At 69.6% G+C, this 16000-nt stretch carries 19 protein-coding genes; 12 read left to right on the top strand and 7 right to left on the bottom strand.

Annotation, left to right across the window (positions count from 1 at the left end):
- Window positions 1-66: 66 nt before the first annotated feature.
- On the bottom strand, window positions 67-945 hold the full coding sequence (locus MRB58_RS16440; protein WP_244778192.1) for a glutamine amidotransferase: 879 nt from the start codon (window positions 943-945) through the stop codon (window positions 67-69).
- A gap of 32 nt (window positions 946-977) precedes the next feature.
- Window positions 978-1445 (bottom strand): TerB family tellurite resistance protein, encoded by a 468-nt coding sequence (locus MRB58_RS16435; RefSeq protein ID WP_244778191.1) that lies wholly within the window; start codon window positions 1443-1445, stop codon window positions 978-980.
- 212 nt (window positions 1446-1657) lie between these two features.
- Between MRB58_RS16435 and MRB58_RS16430 the strand changes: the two genes are divergently transcribed.
- Window positions 1658-2170, top strand: a complete 513-nt coding sequence (locus MRB58_RS16430) for a YHS domain-containing (seleno)protein (RefSeq protein ID WP_244778190.1) — start codon at window positions 1658-1660, stop codon at window positions 2168-2170.
- Between the two features lie 16 nt (window positions 2171-2186).
- Here the strand turns inward: MRB58_RS16430 and MRB58_RS16425 are convergent, their stop codons facing one another.
- Window positions 2187-2846, bottom strand: a complete 660-nt coding sequence (locus MRB58_RS16425) for a bifunctional 2-polyprenyl-6-hydroxyphenol methylase/3-demethylubiquinol 3-O-methyltransferase UbiG (protein ID WP_244778189.1) — start codon at window positions 2844-2846, stop codon at window positions 2187-2189.
- Between the two features lie 99 nt (window positions 2847-2945).
- On the opposite strand from MRB58_RS16425, the gene MRB58_RS16420 reads away from it, so the two are divergent.
- Window positions 2946-3746: a CoxG family protein gene (locus MRB58_RS16420; protein ID WP_256461678.1), complete on the top strand. Its 801-nt coding sequence runs from the start codon at window positions 2946-2948 to the stop codon at window positions 3744-3746.
- A gap of 99 nt (window positions 3747-3845) precedes the next feature.
- Window positions 3846-4337, top strand: a complete 492-nt coding sequence (locus tag MRB58_RS16415; RefSeq protein WP_244778187.1) for a pyridoxamine 5'-phosphate oxidase family protein — start codon at window positions 3846-3848, stop codon at window positions 4335-4337.
- Window positions 4338-4411: 74 nt separating this feature from the next.
- Here MRB58_RS16415 and MRB58_RS16410 read toward each other — a convergent pair whose 3' ends face one another.
- Together MRB58_RS16410 and acnA are read right to left on the bottom strand one after the other, a co-directional pair.
- Complete coding sequence (locus MRB58_RS16410) at window positions 4412-4810, bottom strand: cupin domain-containing protein (protein WP_371747192.1); 399 nt, start codon at window positions 4808-4810, stop codon at window positions 4412-4414.
- A gap of 133 nt (window positions 4811-4943) precedes the next feature.
- On the bottom strand, window positions 4944-7712 hold the full coding sequence (gene acnA / locus MRB58_RS16405; protein WP_244778186.1) for an aconitate hydratase AcnA: 2769 nt from the start codon (window positions 7710-7712) through the stop codon (window positions 4944-4946).
- Between the two features lie 102 nt (window positions 7713-7814).
- Here acnA and ccmA point away from each other — a divergent pair, with 102 nt between their 5' ends.
- From ccmA to MRB58_RS16370, 7 genes are all read left to right on the top strand, one after another.
- Window positions 7815-8450: a heme ABC exporter ATP-binding protein CcmA gene (gene ccmA, locus MRB58_RS16400; protein WP_256461677.1), complete on the top strand. Its 636-nt coding sequence runs from the start codon at window positions 7815-7817 to the stop codon at window positions 8448-8450.
- On the top strand, window positions 8450-9106 hold the full coding sequence (gene ccmB / locus MRB58_RS16395; RefSeq protein ID WP_244782017.1) for a heme exporter protein CcmB: 657 nt from the start codon (window positions 8450-8452) through the stop codon (window positions 9104-9106). Before ccmA ends, ccmB begins: the two co-directional genes overlap by 1 nt.
- Before the next feature lie 101 nt (window positions 9107-9207).
- Window positions 9208-9963 carry a heme ABC transporter permease CcmC gene (ccmC, locus tag MRB58_RS16390; protein WP_244778184.1) on the top strand — a complete coding sequence of 252 codons (756 nt, stop codon included), beginning with the start codon at window positions 9208-9210 and terminating at the stop codon, window positions 9961-9963.
- A gap of 12 nt (window positions 9964-9975) precedes the next feature.
- On the top strand, window positions 9976-10131 hold the full coding sequence (gene ccmD, locus MRB58_RS16385) for a heme exporter protein CcmD (protein ID WP_244778183.1): 156 nt from the start codon (window positions 9976-9978) through the stop codon (window positions 10129-10131).
- Window positions 10121-10687 carry a DsbE family thiol:disulfide interchange protein gene (locus MRB58_RS16380; RefSeq protein ID WP_244778182.1) on the top strand — a complete coding sequence of 189 codons (567 nt, stop codon included), beginning with the start codon at window positions 10121-10123 and terminating at the stop codon, window positions 10685-10687. The genes ccmD and MRB58_RS16380 overlap by 11 nt, the downstream gene beginning before the upstream one ends.
- On the top strand, window positions 10684-11199 hold the full coding sequence (locus tag MRB58_RS16375; protein WP_244778181.1) for an NUDIX domain-containing protein: 516 nt from the start codon (window positions 10684-10686) through the stop codon (window positions 11197-11199). The genes MRB58_RS16380 and MRB58_RS16375 overlap by 4 nt, the downstream gene beginning before the upstream one ends.
- Before the next feature lie 180 nt (window positions 11200-11379).
- Window positions 11380-12189 carry a thioredoxin family protein gene (locus MRB58_RS16370; protein ID WP_244778180.1) on the top strand — a complete coding sequence of 270 codons (810 nt, stop codon included), beginning with the start codon at window positions 11380-11382 and terminating at the stop codon, window positions 12187-12189.
- 16 nt (window positions 12190-12205) lie between these two features.
- On the opposite strand, the gene MRB58_RS16365 is transcribed toward MRB58_RS16370, so the two are convergent.
- Window positions 12206-12649, bottom strand: coding sequence for a DUF6789 family protein (locus tag MRB58_RS16365; RefSeq protein WP_244778179.1), 444 nt, complete (start codon window positions 12647-12649; stop codon window positions 12206-12208).
- Between the two features lie 194 nt (window positions 12650-12843).
- On the opposite strand from MRB58_RS16365, the gene MRB58_RS16360 reads away from it, so the two are divergent.
- Both MRB58_RS16360 and MRB58_RS16355 read left to right on the top strand, forming a co-directional pair.
- Window positions 12844-13560: a Crp/Fnr family transcriptional regulator gene (locus MRB58_RS16360; RefSeq protein ID WP_244778178.1), complete on the top strand. Its 717-nt coding sequence runs from the start codon at window positions 12844-12846 to the stop codon at window positions 13558-13560.
- A 46-nt stretch (window positions 13561-13606) separates the two neighbouring features.
- Window positions 13607-14839: a glycosyltransferase gene (locus MRB58_RS16355; protein ID WP_244778177.1), complete on the top strand. Its 1233-nt coding sequence runs from the start codon at window positions 13607-13609 to the stop codon at window positions 14837-14839.
- Here MRB58_RS16355 and crtY read toward each other — a convergent pair.
- Window positions 14820-15998 carry a lycopene beta-cyclase CrtY gene (gene crtY, locus MRB58_RS16350; protein WP_244778176.1) on the bottom strand — a complete coding sequence of 393 codons (1179 nt, stop codon included), beginning with the start codon at window positions 15996-15998 and terminating at the stop codon, window positions 14820-14822. The genes MRB58_RS16355 and crtY overlap by 20 nt on opposite strands.
- Window positions 15999-16000: the final 2 nt, after the last annotated feature.

Here is a 16000-nt window from a genome sequence, read left to right as displayed (position 1 = left end):
CTCGCTGCGCTGCGCGTGGCTGCGGGCGAGGGCTTGACCCCGCCGAAACCCTCCGCGAAACCGCGATCAGGCGACGGCGCGTGGGCGGGTGTCGAGGCCGGGGACCGCGTCGGACGGGGTCTTCGTCTCGTCGAGGTGGCGCGTCGAGGGCCGGCCGCAGGCGAGCCACAGGTCGAGGAAGTTCTGCAGCCATGCGCGGACCGGGCCGTCATAGACCGCACGGCCGGCGAAGTGGTCCCGCCGCTGGCGCGCGCCGGGGAGCTTCATCCGCTCGTGCGCCCGTGTCGTCCAACGGTGCATCATCGCCAGCGTCAGCTCCGGGTGGAACTGGATGCCGTAGGCCGTGGTGCCGACGCGGAAGGCCTGCTCCTCGTAGTGGTCGCCGGAGGCGAGGAGATCGGTCCCCGCCGGCGTGCGGAACCCCTCGCGGTGCCACTGGTAGACCTTGCGCGGCCACTCCATCAGCGCCTCGCCGGACGCGGTGGGGGCGATGTCGTAATAGCCGATCTCGACCTGCCCCTCGGGGTGGGGGGCGACGCTGCCGCCGATGGTCTTGGCGAGCATCTGCCCGCCCAGGCAGATGCCCAGGAACGGGGTCCCTTCGCGCAGCGGCACGTTGATGAAGTCGATCTCTTTCTTGATGAACGCGTCGGTGTCGTTCGCGCTCATCGGCCCGCCAAAGATGACCACGCCGTCGTGGCCCACGGTCGTCTCCGGCAGGGTGTCGCCCAGGGCGGGGCGCCGGATGTCGAGCGTGTAGCCGCGTGCCACCAGGGCCTGGCCCACCCGGCCGGGGGTCGACTGGGCCTGGTGCAGGATGGTGAGGACGGGCTTTCTGGCCGGCGACGAACTCTCGCTCGGCGCGGTGTCTTCATTCGACCCGGTGTCTTCGTTCGGCTCGATGTCCGGGGCGGACGCAGTGTCTTGCGAGTGTTCAGACGCCATGACTCGATGCTACCAGACCTAAACCGCGGGCGCTACTGGCCTTTCGCCTGCCGCTCCTCGATCTCCTTGCGCAGCGTGACCCGGTCGCGAGACGACACGCCGATCAATTCGGCCACGCGCCAGACGATGTTGTCCTCGAACTCGGAGACGACGCCGTCCGCATAGACCATCTCCCACATCATCAGCACCACCTGGCGCCGGCCCTCCTCGTCCAGCTCGCGCTTGAGGATCGAGGTGAAGCTGTAGAGGTCCACCGCCTCGTCGTCGCGCCGCTCGGCCTCGGCGATGAGGTCCTTCGTCTCGGCCTCGGACAGGCCGTAATGCTCGCGCAGGACGGTGTTGAGGCCGGCCTTCTCCTCCTCGGTGACGATCCCGTCGACGGCGATGATATGCACGAGGATCGCCGCGACCGACAGGCGCGGGTCGGCGACGGAAAAGCCCTCCTCCGGCTGCCCCGCCTCGGTCAGGCGCCCCAGCCAATCGGTCAATGTGCGAAGCATGCTGTCCTCATCCGTCTGTCGTGTCGCGCCGCGCTCGGTTCGCCGCAGCCTCGTCGGCGACGACAAACACTAACGCACGCGGTTTTCAAATGTTCGTTGGATTCGCGCGAGGAACGCCCGATCCGATTTTCGCACAACTATCTCGGAGATGCCGGCGCGTCACACAACAACGAAACCGCGCCCGGCGATGACATCAACGCGAGGAGACACCGATGAAGCGTTTCGCGCTGGCGGCCCTGGTGGCGGTCGCAACGGTCCCGGCTATGGCCGGCGAGCAATATGTGAACAGCACCGGCTACGCCAACTCCGGATACGACGTCGTCGCCTACTTCGAGCTGGAGCAGGCGCCCGTCGGTGGCGAGCAGCCGCCCGCGGTGCCCGGATCGTCCGAGTTCACCGCCACCTACAACGGCGCCACCTTCGCCTTCGCCGACGCGCAGAACCTCGCCCGCTTCGAGGCCGATCCGCAAAAGTATGCGCCGCAATATGACGGGCACTGCGCCTACGGCGTCACCAAGGGCGGCAAGGTGCCCGGCAACCCCAACCTGTGGCGGATCGTGGACGGCAAGCTCTACCTCAACATCACGCCCAACGTGGTGTCGTTCTGGGAGGAGGACGTGCCCGGCAACCTCGCCGTTTCCGAGGAAAAGTGGCCCGCAATCGAGAGCGGAGCCGCTTCGACGATGGCGATCCCGAAGTTCACCCCCGCCGCGCCCAACACCTGACGCGCCGGAAACGGCCTCAGAGCGCCGGCGTCTCGGCGAAGGCGTCGAACACGTCGAGGCCGGCGGCCTGCAGGGCGCTGCGCAGCGGGACGAGCCTGGCCGGGGCGCGCGAGAGGATCGTCGCGCGGTCCGGCTCGGCGGTGACCGGGTCGTGGGCGACGACGCCCAGGCCCTGCCAGTCCGGCACCGCGCGGCGCCAGCGCTCCACGATGTCGGGCCCGTAGAGGCGCCAGTGGCCGTATTTGTCGGCCCTCGGGTAGCCGTATTCCTTGGTGCGGCGCACCCGCAGGAGGTCCGGCACCGAGAGGAAGACCAGCCCCTCCGGCCCCGCCACCCGCGCCATCTCGGTCAGCGCCGCGATGTCGTCCTCGACATGCTCGAGGACGTGGTTGGCGATGACGAGGTCGTAGGCCGCGTCCGGTCGGTCGATGGCGGCCATGTCGAGGTGGTTCGGCCCGTCGTACTCGGACACCTCGAACGTGGCGAACGGCTCGCGCGGGGCGCAGGGGTCGGGACTGAACTGGAGCACGCCGAGGCCGCGCAGCACCGGGGCGACAGCGTCGAACACGGTGCGGAAGGCGCGGTGACGCTCCAGCGCGCCGCACGAGGCGCACCGCGGCGGCATCCCGTTGGGCGAGAGGCGGCCGTTGGGGCCCAGCGTTAACGACGTGCCCAAACAAATCGGACAGGGGGCCGGGACGGGACTTGCAGATTTTGACGCCATGGTGGCCAATCTCTACCTATTGGGCACGAGAGTGTCGACTGGGGTTTGGCTGTGGAATTCTCTGGAGAAAAGGTCATCAGCGCGTCGCAGGAGCGCGTGTACGACGCCTTGCACGATCCGGTCGTGCTGCGTCAGGCCCTGCCCGGGATCCAGAGCCTCAATAAGGTCGAGGACGACAAGTACGACCTGTCCGCGACGCTGAAGATCGGCGCCTTCCGCCCGACCTTCCACGGTGTGGTGGAACTCTACAACCAGGACCGCCCGTCCGGCTACTCGCTGCGCGGCCGGGCCGACAGCGCCAACGGCATCGCGCTCGGCAGCGCCCATGTCGCGCTGGCGGCGATCGACGCGGACACCACCAACCTCGCCTACCACATCTCGGTCGAGCTGGATGGCCAGCTCGGCAACGTCGAGGTGCTGCGCCTGGAGACCACCGCGCGCACGCTGACGGGCGAGTTCTTCTCGCGCCTGCAGATGATCCTGGACGGCGAGAGCGTGCCGCGGAAAGACGAGATCCCGGCCGATCCGGAGCCCGTCGCACCGCCCGAGCACCTCGCCGACGCGGTGAAGACCGTGACGCCCACCTACGCCTCGACCGATGCCACGGGCGGCTACGTGCTGGCCCCGCAACCGTCGGCGCCGGCGGGGTACGAGCACCTCTCCACCCCCTCGACCAGCATGGAGACGCACAGCGGCCCCACCGCTGCGGCGCTGGAGACCGACGGGTTCGCCGGCCTGCCGCGGCGCAACCGGCCGGTGGAGACGACCAACTCGGAAGGCGGCATCGGGCGTTGGATCGCGGTGATCATCGGCCTGGTGCTGATCGCGGCGCTGCTCAACAACAACTTCTAGCGCCGGCGGGCGTAAGGCCCCTCCCCCTGCGACGAAATTGCAGCCACGCAACTCTCGCTGCCGTGCCCGCGTTTCTCCACCCAAGCAGGAGAGACGACAATGAGCGACGCACAGGACCTGAAAGACAAATTCTGGGACACGCTGGACGACAGCCCGTTCGTCATGCTGGGCCTCGCGGGCGTCGACGAGGCGCACACGCAGCCGATGACGGCGCAGTTCGACGACGACCTGCCCGACCGCGTCTATTTCTACACCAACCGGCAGAACCGTCTGGTCAAGGCGCTGACGGCGACGCATGCGGGCGTCTTGAACTTTTCGGCTAAGGGACACGACCTCTTCGCCTGCATCCACGGCACCCTCGCCATCGACAACGACCGCGCGGTGATCGAGAAGTTCTGGTCGCCGGTGGTGTCCGCCTGGTTCGAGAAGGGCAAGGACGACCCCGACCTGACGCTGCTGCGCTTCGACCTCGGCAAGGCGCAGATCTGGAAAGCCGGCACGGGCGAGTTCCTGCACTACATGACCGCCGCCCTCCTCGGCCGCAATGCCGACGAAGCCGCCAAGGGCGACGTGGTCGAAACCACCTTCTGACGCCCCGCGCGGAGTGTCACACGCGCCGCAAAGGCCCGGCGATCCCAGGCGGATCGCCGGGCCTTTTCATGTGATCAGGCGAGCTCGGTGTCGAAATCGGCCGGCAGCACCACCTCGAGCAGCTCGCAATCGTCGGAGTAGTCGACCAGGCGGTGACGGATGTTCGGCGGCTGCATCCAGGCCGATCCGACGGTCATCTTCTCGGGGGCGTGGCCTTCCATCTCGGCGACGACCCAGCCTTTCAGCACGTAGACCATCTGAAACTCGATGTCGTGCGTGTGCCAGATGCGCACGTCGTCGGTGCAGGGCGGGTGGAAGCGGATGACGTGGGCCGTGGCGCGCCCGTTGGTGCCCTTGGCCATGCCGAGGTCACGATACGAGGCATAGGGGCGCAGCCCGGTCTTGAAGCTGGTCGTGCTCTCGTGACTGTAGGTGAAGGTCTGCTCGTCGCCAGGGGCGTCGGTCACGGCCATGGGTATCCTCCTTATAAGTATTTGGCGTGAACTATAAGGCGCCGGTCGGCGCGACGCACGCACGAAAAAAGGCGGCCGAAGCCGCCTTTCGGGAGGGCGGCGGACCGCCCTCCGGTCGGATGGGTGCCGGGCCTTACGCCGCGGCGCCCTCCTTGGCGAGGCCGCGCAGCACGTAGTGCAGGATGCCGCCGTTGTTGTAGTAGGCCAGCTCGTCCGCGGTATCGATGCGCACCAGCAGCTCGATCTCCTTCGTGGCGCCCCCCTCGTAGGTGATCGTCGCCATGAGGTTCTGGCGCGGCTTCAGGTCCGCCAGACCCGCGATCGAGACCTGCTCCTTGCCGGTGATCCCCAGCGTGTCCCACGTGTCGCCCCCGGTGAAGACCAGCGGCAGCACGCCCATCCCGACGAGGTTGGAGCGGTGGATGCGCTCGAAGCTCTCGGCGATGACGGCGCGCACGCCCAGCAGGCGCGTGCCCTTCGCGGCCCAGTCGCGCGAGGATCCGGTGCCGTATTCCTTGCCGGCGAAGACCACGAGGTCGACGCCCTCCTCCTGGTACTTCATCGCCGCGTCGTAGATCGGCATCTCGGCGCCGTCCGGCTGGTGATAGGTGACCCCGCCTTCCACGCCCGCGACCATCTGGTTCTTGATGCGGATGTTGGCGAAGGTGCCGCGCATCATCACCTCGTGGTTGCCGCGGCGGGCACCGTAGGAGTTGAAGTCCTTCACGCCGACCTGATGCTCGGAGAGGTAGGTGCCGGCAGGCGAGGACGGCTTGATCGAGCCGGCCGGGGAGATGTGATCGGTCGTGATCGAGTCCTGGAAGAGGGCCAGGATGCGCGCGTCGGCGATATCCTCGACCGGCTCCGGCTCCATGCCCATGCCCTCGAAGTAAGGCGGGTTGCGCACGTAGGTCGACGACAGCGGCCAGTCGTAGGTGAGGCCGCCGGAGACCTCGACCGCCTGCCAGTGCGCGTCACCCTTGAAGACGTCGGAATAGCGGGTGTCGAACATCTCGCGGGTGATGGCGGTCCGGACCATCTCGGCGACTTCCTGCGAGGTCGGCCACACGTCCTTCAGGAAGACGTCCTGCCCGTCCTTGCCCTGGCCGAGCGGCTCGGTGGTGATGTCCTTGGTCATCGTGCCGAGCAGCGCGTAGGCGACCACCAGCGGCGGCGAGGCGAGGTAGTTGGCCCGCACGTCCGGGTTCACGCGGCCCTCGAAGTTGCGGTTGCCGGAGAGCACCGAGCAGGCGACGAGGTCCTTCTCGTTGATGACCTTGGAGATCTTCTCCGGCAGCGGCCCCGAGTTGCCGATGCAGGTGGTGCAGCCGTAGCCGACGAGGTCGAAGCCCATGGCGTCGAGGTGTTCGGTCAGGCCGACCTTGGCGAGGTAGTCGGTCACCACCTGGGAGCCCGGCGCCAGCGAGGTCTTCACCCACGGCTTAACCTGGAGCCCCAGCTCGTGCGCCTTCTTGGCGACGAGGCCGGCGGCGATCAGCACCGACGGGTTGGAGGTGTTGGTGCAGGAGGTGATGGCGGCGATGACGACGTCACCGTCCGACAGGGTGTACTCCTCGCCCTCGACGACGTGGCCCGGATAGGCCGACTGGTCGCGCTGGGCGCCCTCGGCCATGTACTTGGCGTCGTCGCCCGCCGCGGCCGTCTCCGGCGCCTTGGACTTGGTCCCGCCCTTGATGGTCTTGACGGCCTCGGCGAACGCGGTCGCCGCGTCGATCAGCGCGACGCGATCCTGCGGACGCTTGGGGCCGGCGAGCGAGGGGACGACGGTGGAGAGGTCGAGCTCCAGCGTGTCGGTGAAGACGGGGTCCTCGGTCTCGTCGGTGCGGTACATGCCCTGGAGCTTGGAGTACGCCTTGACGAGGTTGATGCGGTGCTCCTCGCGCCCCGTGGAGGTGAGGTAGCGGATCGTGTCGTCGTCGACTGGGAAGAAGCCGCAGGTGGCGCCGTATTCGGGGGCCATGTTGGCGATGGTGGCGCAGTCTTCCAGCGACAGCGCGGAGAGGCCGGCGCCGTAGAACTCGACGAACTTGCCGACGACGCCCTTCTTGCGCAGCATCTGCGTCACGGTCAGGACGAGGTCGGTCGCGGTGGTGCCTTCGGGCAGCTTGCCGTGCAGCTTGAAGCCGATGACCTCGGGGATCAGCATCGAGATCGGCTGGCCGAGCATGGCCGCCTCCGCCTCGATCCCGCCAACGCCCCAGCCGAGCACCGCGAGGCCGTTGACCATCGTGGTGTGCGAATCGGTGCCGACCAGCGTGTCGGGGAAGGCCTGCAACTCGCCGTCGACCTCACGCGTCCAGACGGTCTGGGCGAGGTACTCGAGGTTCACCTGGTGGCAGATGCCGGTGCCGGGGGGCACGACGCGGAAGTTGTTGAAGGCGGACTGGCCCCAGCGCAGGAACTGATAGCGCTCACCGTTGCGCGCATACTCGAGGTCGACGTTCTGCTTGAACGCGGAGGGGGTGCCGAAGTGGTCCACCATCACCGAGTGGTCGATCACGAGGTCGACTTCGACGAGCGGGTTGATCTTCTGCGGGTCGGCGCCGAGCGAGGCGGTGGCGTCGCGCATCGCCGCGAGGTCCACCACGGCCGGAACGCCCGTGAAATCCTGCATCAGGACGCGGGCGGGGCGGTAGGCGATCTCGCGGTCGGAGCGCTTGTCCTCGACCCATTTTGCAATGGCTTTAATGTCATCCGCGGTGACGGTATTGCCGTCTTCATAGCGCAGGAGGTTCTCGAGCAGGACCTTCAGCGACATCGGCAGGCGGGAGACTCCGGGAAGTCCGTTGCGCTCGGCGGCCTTGAGGTCGAAGATAGTGTAGGTCTTGCCATCGACCTCGAGTTCGGTACGGCATTTGAAGCTGTCGAGCGAGCGGGTCACACGCGGCCCCCTTCATTGGAACGATTTGCAACTTGCCGCTACAAACGCCCAATCGACGCAAGGATCAAGCGGCAGCGGCCACGTCGATACAATTAGCGCGCCATGCTGTCTCTAGAAGTTGACTCGTTGAGCGTCGAACGCGGCGGCCGGCGGGTGTTCACCGATCTCGCGTTCCGCTTGGCCGAGGCTGGGGCGATGGCGGTCGTCGGTGCCAACGGGGCCGGCAAGTCGACCCTGCTGCGCACCGTCGCCGGACTGATTCGCCCCGCCTGCGGGACCGTGCGCCTCGACGGATACGACGCGCCGGCGGCGACCGCCATGCACCTCGTCGCGCACCAGAACGCCATCAAGCTGCCGCTCGGCGCCGAGGCGAACGTGCGCTACTGGATGCGCACCCTCGGCGCGGCGGACCGCGACGACGCAGCGGTGGAGGCCGCGCTCGATCGGGTCGGCCTGCTGGGGCTGATCGAGACGCCGGCGCAACTCTTCAGCCAGGGGCAGCGGCGGCGCCTGGCGTTGGCGCGGCTGATGGCGGTGCCGCGGCCGCTCTGGCTGCTCGACGAGCCGACCGCGGGGCTCGACGCCGCGTCGCGCGCCGCCTTCGCCGCGATGATGGGCGAGCACCTCGCCGGCGGCGGCATGATCCTCGCCGCCACCCACGAGCCGCTCGGGATCGACACCGCGACGCTCGACCTCTCCGCCGCCGCGGCGCGGGCACGGGCGCAGGAGGCCGCGTGATGCTCGCCGCGATCTACCTGCGCGACGTGCGGCTGGCGTGGTCGGCGGGGGGCGGCGGCGGCGTGGGGGTCATCTTCTTCCTCGCGGTGACGGCGGTGGCGCCGTTCGCGTTGGGGCCGGACCTGCCGCTGCTGGCCCGCATCGGTCCGGCACTCTTGTGGATCGCGATGCTGCTGGCCCTCCTCCTGGGCCTGGAGCGGCTCTTCCAGGCCGATCATGAGGACGGCACGCTCGACCAGCTGCGCCTCGCCGACACGCCGCTGGTGACGGTGGTGCTCGCCAAGGCCGCCGCGCACTGGACCGCCGCGGCGCTGCCTCTGATCGCCGCGACGCCGCTGGCGGGCATCCTCCTCAACCTCTCGCCGCGGCTCCTGCTGGTGACGCTGGCGAGCCTCGTCGTCGGCACGCCGGCGCTGGCGTTGATCGGGGCCGTGGGCGCGGCGCTGGCGGTGACCTTGCGCCGCGCCGGGGTGCTGATCGCGGTGCTGGTGCTGCCGCTGTCGATCCCCGTCGTCATCTTCGGCGTCGGCGCGGTGGAGGCGGCGAGCGCGGGGCGGGCGATCGGCCCCCCGTTCGCCCTGCTCGGCGCCACCACGCTCGTCTTCGCCGTCGTCGGCCCGCTCGCGGCCGCCGCGGCGCTGCGCGAGGCGGACTGACGCCCGGCACGGCGGACGCGGCCGTGTGGCGCGGCCTATGCTGTTGGTCGCACTTTGAAAGCCGAGTTGGAGCAATTACGATCGGCGCCACAGGAGTGGACATGTCCGTCACCAGCGACACGGCCGGCAAGCGGCCATCGATCATCAACCCCGGCCGCTTCGCCGGGATCGCCGACCGTGCGGTGCCGATCCTCGCGGCGCTGACGGCCGTCACGCTGTGCTTCGGCCTCTACCTGGCGCTATGGGCCTCGCCCGAGGACTACCAGCAGGGGTCCACCGTGCGGATCATGTATATCCATGCCCCTTCCGCCTACATCGCGCTGATGGCCTACGTGGTGATGACCTCGGCCGCCCTCGGCACGCTCGTCTGGCGCCACCCGCTGGCCGACGTCGCCGCCCGCGCCGCGGCACCGATCGGCGCCGCCTTCACCCTCGCGACGCTCGCCTCCGGCGCGATCTGGGGCAAGCCGATGTGGGGCGCCTGGTGGGTGTGGGACGCGCGGCTGACGTCGATGCTGATCCTCTTCTTCATGTATCTCGGCCTCATCGCGCTCTCCCGCGCGATCGAGGAGCCGGCCCGCGCGGCGCGCATCACCGCCATCGCCACGCTGATCGGCTTCATCAACATCCCGATCATCAAGTTCTCGGTGGACTGGTGGAATACGCTGCACCAGGGCGCCAGCGTCATGCGGCTCGACGGACCGTCGATGCCCGCCTCGATGTTGACGCCGCTCCTGGTGATGGCGCTCGCCTTCACCCTCCTCTTCATGACGCTGCACCTCGCCGAGATGCGCACCGAGCTGCTCCGCCGTCGCGCCCGCACGCTGCGGCTGCGCGCGGCCCGCAACGCCGGCTGACGGGAGAACGCGATGGGTGACTATGCAGCCTACGTGATATCGGCCTACGCGATCGTCTTCGGCGCCGTCGCCGGGCTGGTCGGCTGGGCGGTGGTGGGGCGGATCGCCGCGCGCCGCGACCTGGCGCGCGCCGAGCGGTCGGCCGAGAGGATCGGCCGTGCGCGCTAACCGCCTCCTCCTCGCCGTGCCGCTGGTGCTGTTCGCGGCGCTGGCGGGCGTGTTCGCGGTGCGCGTCGGCGACGGGCAGGATCGCGCCGTCATCCCTTCCGCGCTCATCGGCCGCGGTGCGCCGGCGACCGTGTTCGCCGCGCTGGAGCCCGCCCTCCCCGGCGTCGACCCCGCGGCGTTCGCCGGCAAGGTGACGCTCGTCAACATCTTCGCCTCGTGGTGCGGGCCGTGCCGGATCGAGCATCCGCTCCTGGTCGAGCTCGCCCGGACACCGGGGCTGACCGTCGTCGGCATCGACTACAAGGACAAGCCCGAGGACGCGGTGCGCTTCCTCTCCGAGCTGGGCAATCCCTACGCCGCCGTCGGCGTGGATCCGGACGGACGCGGCGCCATCGAATGGGGCCTGACGGGGGTGCCTGAGAGCTTCCTCGTCGGGCCGGAGGGGCGGGTGCGGGCCAAGCACGTCGGCCCGCTGAGCGAGGAGGCGCTGGCCGGCTCGTTCGGCACCATGATGACGCGCCTGCTGGCCGAACGCGGCGAGGCCGCCGGCTCGTGACGCCCACGTTCACGCGCCGGGTGCCGGACGGCGACACGCTCGCACGCGACATCTGCGACCAATGCGGCTTCATCGCCTACGACAATCCGAAGATCGTCGCCGGGGCGGTGGTGCGATACGGCTCGCGCATCCTCCTGTGCAAGCGCAACATCGAGCCGGGGCGCGGGCGCTGGACGTTGCCTGCAGGCTACCTCGAGAATGGCGAGGCTCCCCCCGAGGGGGCCATGCGCGAGGCCTTCGAGGAGGCGAGCGCGTCCATCGTCATCGACTCGCTGCTGGCGGTCTACACGATCCGCAGATTGTCGCAGGTGCAGCTCATCTACCGCGCCCACCTCGAAGCGCCGGTGTTCGCTCCGGGCCCGGAGAGCCTCGCCGTCGCGCTCTTCGAACCGCACGAAATTCCCTATCAGGACCTCGCCTTCACCACCGTACGCTGGGCCCTCGCCCACGCCGACACGCCGGGCGGCCCCTTCGCCAATCCCGATATCGTCGATCCGAAGGGCCCCGAATAAGTCGCAATTCACGCCTTCGTGCCCACGCTGTCACCTTGCGTTGATTGGAAAGACGCGGTCCCTCGTTCTAAAAAGACCGGACGGGTGTCAGACGGACGCTGCGCCCGGGATCAATGTCCGGACGAACTGCACGCATATGCTTGTAGTGGCATGCATGTCGGCGGACCATGGAGTGATCGGATGCAGCGCATGCCCTCTCGGATGCTGGCCGCCGCCGCGGCCATTCTGAGCCTTTCGACGCTCGCGTCGATCACGGCACGGGCCGACGAAACCCGCCCCAAGGCAGTGCTGGAGCTGTTCACGAGCCAGGGATGCTCGTCCTGCCCCTCGGCGGACCGGCTGATCTCCGGGTTCGACGGGCGCAAGGACGTGCTGGCGGTGACGCTGCCGGTGAAGCTGTGGGACTATCTGGGGTGGTCGGACACCCTCGCCACCGAGATCAACACCAAGCGGCAGATGGCCTATTCCGTCGCGCGCGGCGACCGGGACGTCTACACGCCGCAGCTCGTGGTCAACGGCGAAGAGGCGATGCTGGGGAGCGACGAGGCGGCGATCGAGCGGGCCATCAAGGGCGCCTCGCTTGACCTTCCGATCGACCTGTCCTTGCGTGCCGGCGTCCTGACCATCCGCCTCGGCGACGCCGACATCGACGTCGAGAACGCGACGGTGTGGCTGATGGTGGTGGACGACGAGGTCCACGTGCCCGTCGCAGAGGGCGAGAACCGCGGCCGCAAGCTGAACTATTACAACGTGGTGCGCGACATGCGCCCGGTCGGCATTTGGAAGGGCCGACCGGTGACGCTGGAGCTTCCCCTGTCGGATCTCGACAAGTCGGCCACGTCGGGCTGCGTGGTGATCGCCCAGGCGGACACCTTCAAGGGGCCGGGCCGTATCGTTGGCGCGGCGGCGCTGGACGAGATCTTCCCGGCGCGCACCGTCGGCGCGATGGAGGCGACGCTGCCTGCGAGCGCCGACACCGGCATCCGCTGAGGCGGCGGCGGGCGCCTCAGGCTTCGGCCGCGTCCCCGGCCCCGCCCGCGGCGGCGAAGGCGATGCCGAGCGCCGCGCCGTAGACGAGGTTGAAGACCAGCGACAGTGCGATCAAGACCGGGTCGAGGTCGCGCATGAAGAGTTCATGCCCGGTGAGCGGGGCGAAGACGACCATCATCGCCAGCCAGGTGATGAAGCCGAAGACCAACCCTTCGCCGAGCCCCCGGCCGGGCAGGATCGGCTGGATCAGCGCGAAGATCACGCCGTAGACGAGGATACCGAGGATCGCGTGCGCGGCCCAGGCGGCGAGGTCGGAGGCCGGCATGCCGATGCGCGCGTTGAAGGTCTGGATCTCGGCCAGCAGGGGGAACGGCGGCAGGGCGGCCATCTGCCCGTTCAGGTAGATCAAGCCGGCCGCGACCAGGGTCGCGATCACTGCTGCGAAAATTGCGCGTGCCATGGACGGTCCACCTCGACTGTTTCCGCTGTCCCTTATCGCTGATCGCGCACCGGACCATCAATGTCCAGCGGGGAGGCGGATTGCACCGTCGACGGTTGCATATGTTGCCCGACTGCCTCCATACACAGGGTACGCAAGTCGGCGCCGTTGCGGTCCGCGACAGAGGAAGATGATAAACAGTGGTCGATAGCTGTTTGGTCGCGAAGCTAGGCCGGTTCGCCGCCCTGGCCGAGTCCGACAAGACAATGCTCGCCGCATTGGAAAAAGACGAACGCGAGTATCGCAAGGACGAGGTCATCGTTCAGTGCGGCGAAACGGTCAAGGAACTCTTCGTCGTCAAGTCGGGGTGGCTGGCGTCTTATTCGTTGTTGGACGACGGCCGCCGCCAGCTTCTGCGCTTGTTTTATCCAGGCGATATCGTCGACCTGTCGGAGATCGCGCTGTTGCGCTGCCGGCACGATATCAAGTGCCTGACGGCGGCGGTGCTTTGCCCATTTCCAAAATCCGGCCTGGAGCCGTTGTTCACACATTCCCCGCGGCTGACGGCGCTCCTGTTCTCGATGACGGTGCGCGAGAACTCGACGTTGCTCGACCGCATCCGTGCCATCGGCCGGTTCAGCGCCTATGAGCGGGTGTGCTACCTCCTCCTGGAGATGGCGCTGCGGCTCCACGCGATCGACGGTCTGCAGGCGGACGGCGCCTTCCGCCTGCCGCTGACGCAGAGCGACATCGCCGACCTCCTGGGCCTTACCAACGTCTACGTGTCGAAGACGATGTCACGCATCGAGGCGGACGGGCTGATCGCGCGTGACGGCAATCGGGTGAAGATCCTGAAACCGCAGGCGATGGCGGAGCTGTGCAACTTCAACGGCGACCCGACGATCGATTCGAGCTGGTTCCCGGTCCACTGAGCCGGCCGGACGTGCGCGCGGAAACGCGGCGATCGGGGCGACAGGCGTGAAGGTCGTCTTCGCCAGCCACGGCTCGCTGGGCGACCTGGTGCCGTTCCTCGAGATCGGCAAGGTGCTCGCCGCGCGGGGCGTCACGGTGACGGTGGCGACCCATGCCGCGCATCGGCGCGCGGTCGCCGCGGCGGGGCTCGGTTTTGCGCCGATGCGTCCGGACCGGCCGGGAGACGCGGGCTTTCATGCGCGCTTCATGCACCCGCGCCGCGGCCCCGCCTTCACCTACACCCGCTACCTGGGACCGGCGATCGGCGACAGCGACGCCGACCTTTCCGCCGCCGCGTCGGGGGCGGACGTCCTCGTCAGCGTCACCCTGGCGCTGGCGGCGCCTCTGGTCGCGGCGCGGACCGGGGTGGCGTGGCTGTCGGCCGCGTTCCAGCCGGCGATGCTCTACAGCGCGCTGGATCCGCCGAAGCTGGCGATGCTGCCGCTGGTGCGCGGCTGGCCGGCGTGGAACCGGCGCGTGCTGCATTATGCCGAACAGGGCGTCGCATCATGGGCGGCGCCGCTGGCCGCCTACCGCGAGGCCGAGGGGCTCGGCGCCTATCCGGCCCACCCCGCCTTCCGCGGCCAGCATGCGCCGGGCGGCGTCCTGGCGCTCTATTCGCCGCTCTTCGGCCCGGTGCCGGGCGACGCGCCGGCCCGAACGCGGCAGACCGGCCAAGTGCTGCAGAGCGGCGGCGCGCCGCTGGATCCGGCGATCGCCGCCTTCCTCGCCGCCGGCGAGCGACCGGTGGTGTTCACGCTCGGGTCGGCCTCGGCACACGTGGCGCGACGCTTCTTCGTCGACAGTGCGCGCGCCGCGGCGCGGCTGGGCGTGCGTGCGCTCCTGCTGGTGGGACGCGAGGCGGGGCTCGCGGAGATCCCCGCGCGCCCGGGCCTGATGGTGGCGCAGAGCGCGCCCTATCACGCCGTCTTCCCCCACGCGGCCGCGGTGGTGCACCAGGGCGGCATCGGCACCATCGCGCTCGCCATGGCGGCGGGGGTGCCGATGGTGCTGGTGCCGTTCGCGCACGACCAGCCGGACAATGCCGCGCGGGCCGTGCGGGCGGGCGTGGCGCGCATCGTGCCGCGCTGGCGCTACCGGGTCTCGGCCGCGCCGATCCTCGCCCAGGTCCTCGGCGACGCGTCGATGCAAGCAACGGCCGCGGCGCTCGCCCCCCGGATCCTCGCCGAGCGCGGCGCGGAGCGGGCGGCGGACGCGATCATGGCCGCGGCACGCTGACGCCGGCCGCGGGGCGCGCCCGGATCGCCCGCAGCGCACCGCCGATCGGCACCGGGGGCCGGCCCATCAGGATGCGCGCCTGGTCGGCGCGGCGCAGGCGGCCGGCATAGAACCGCTCGATCAGCGGCTGCGGCAGGCGGTGGAAGCGCTCGAGGATGCGGTGCCGATCCTGCGGCGGCCCTGCGAGAAAGAGCATGCGGTTGAGGAGCCGCTCGAACGAGGTCGCCGCGAAGTGGCGCCGCACCAGCGCCTGCACCTCGCCGCGCAGCCGCTGCGTCGTCAGCGGCCCGGCGAGGCGCGACAGTGCGACCGCCGTGCGGGCCGCCAGCGGCAGCGAGTAGCTCGTCACCGGATGAAAGAGGCCGGCGCGCAGGCCGATCGGGACGGCCCCGCCGGCGGGTGCCGCGGCCGCCCACATCGCCGCCCCGTCGCCCGACAGCACCAGCGGCAGCGCCCCCCTCTCCTCGCCTCGCACCTCGGCGATCCGCCAGCCGCGCGTCTCGGCATAGGCGGCGATGCGCGCCGCGACGGTGTCGCGGTCGAGGACGGGGGTCTCGGTATAGTAGGTGTCCTCGACGAGGAGCGTCGTCGGCGAGTAGGGCAGCAGGTAGACGAAGCGGTAGCCGCCGAGCTGGTCGACGGTGGCGTCCATGATCGTCGGCTGTCGCAGGCCGTGCGGCGCGGCGAGGGCCACCTCCTGTCCCACGAACGACTGATAGGCGAGCGCCAGGCCGGCCAACCCGGTGGGACCGCGCGCGTCCAGCACGGCGTCGGCCGGGAGGCGGGTGCCGTCGGCGAGCGTGGCGCCGGCCGCGTCGAGCGCGGCGACGGGCGCCTCGAGGAGGACGCGCTCGCCGAGCCGCTCGCGCGCCGCGCGGTCGAGCGAGGCGGCGGTGATCGTGCGGTAGGGCGTCGTCAACGCGCGTGCGAGGCCGGCGAAGCGCACGTCGTACCCGGACCAGCGGTGTGCGACCAACGGGCCGACGAGGCGGGTGGCCGCGGCGTCGAGGTCGCTGGCATAGAAGCTCCAAGTGTGCGCGCCGCCGAGCCTGTCGGCCGCCTCCAGCAGCGTCACCGCGACGTCGCCCCGCTCGGCGAAGGCCATCGCGGCGAGGACACCCGACAGGCCGCCGCCTGCGATGATCAGTCGTTGCACCATGG

It is taken from the genome of Acuticoccus sp. I52.16.1 (assembly GCF_022865125.1).
In the GTDB taxonomy this organism is placed as follows: domain Bacteria; phylum Pseudomonadota; class Alphaproteobacteria; order Rhizobiales; family Amorphaceae; genus Acuticoccus.
The sequence above is the reverse complement of the archived record's forward strand: the minus strand, read 5'-3'. Positions and strand labels throughout refer to the sequence as shown.

Excerpts from the sequence above, each read along its gene's own strand:
- MRB58_RS16365 (WP_244778179.1), bottom strand. The coding sequence starts at position 12,649 with ATGGCACGCGCAATTTTCGCAGCAGTGATCGCGACCCTGGTCGCGGCC.
- MRB58_RS16435 (WP_244778191.1), bottom strand. The coding sequence starts at position 1,445 with ATGCTTCGCACATTGACCGATTGGCTGGGGCGCCTGACCGAGGCGGGG.
- ccmA (WP_256461677.1), top strand. The coding sequence starts at position 7,815 with ATGCTGTCTCTAGAAGTTGACTCGTTGAGCGTCGAACGCGGCGGCCGG.
- crtY (WP_244778176.1), bottom strand. The coding sequence starts at position 15,998 with ATGGTGCAACGACTGATCATCGCAGGCGGCGGCCTGTCGGGTGTCCTC.
- MRB58_RS16415 (WP_244778187.1), top strand. The coding sequence starts at position 3,846 with ATGAGCGACGCACAGGACCTGAAAGACAAATTCTGGGACACGCTGGAC.
- ccmC (WP_244778184.1), top strand. The coding sequence starts at position 9,208 with ATGTCCGTCACCAGCGACACGGCCGGCAAGCGGCCATCGATCATCAAC.
- MRB58_RS16440 (WP_244778192.1), bottom strand. The coding sequence starts at position 945 with ATGGCGTCTGAACACTCGCAAGACACTGCGTCCGCCCCGGACATCGAG.
- MRB58_RS16370 (WP_244778180.1), top strand. The coding sequence starts at position 11,380 with ATGCAGCGCATGCCCTCTCGGATGCTGGCCGCCGCCGCGGCCATTCTG.
- ccmB (WP_244782017.1), top strand. The coding sequence starts at position 8,450 with ATGCTCGCCGCGATCTACCTGCGCGACGTGCGGCTGGCGTGGTCGGCG.
- MRB58_RS16430 (WP_244778190.1), top strand. The coding sequence starts at position 1,658 with ATGAAGCGTTTCGCGCTGGCGGCCCTGGTGGCGGTCGCAACGGTCCCG.
- ccmD (WP_244778183.1), top strand. The coding sequence starts at position 9,976 with ATGGGTGACTATGCAGCCTACGTGATATCGGCCTACGCGATCGTCTTC.
- MRB58_RS16410 (WP_371747192.1), bottom strand. The coding sequence starts at position 4,810 with ATGGCCGTGACCGACGCCCCTGGCGACGAGCAGACCTTCACCTACAGT.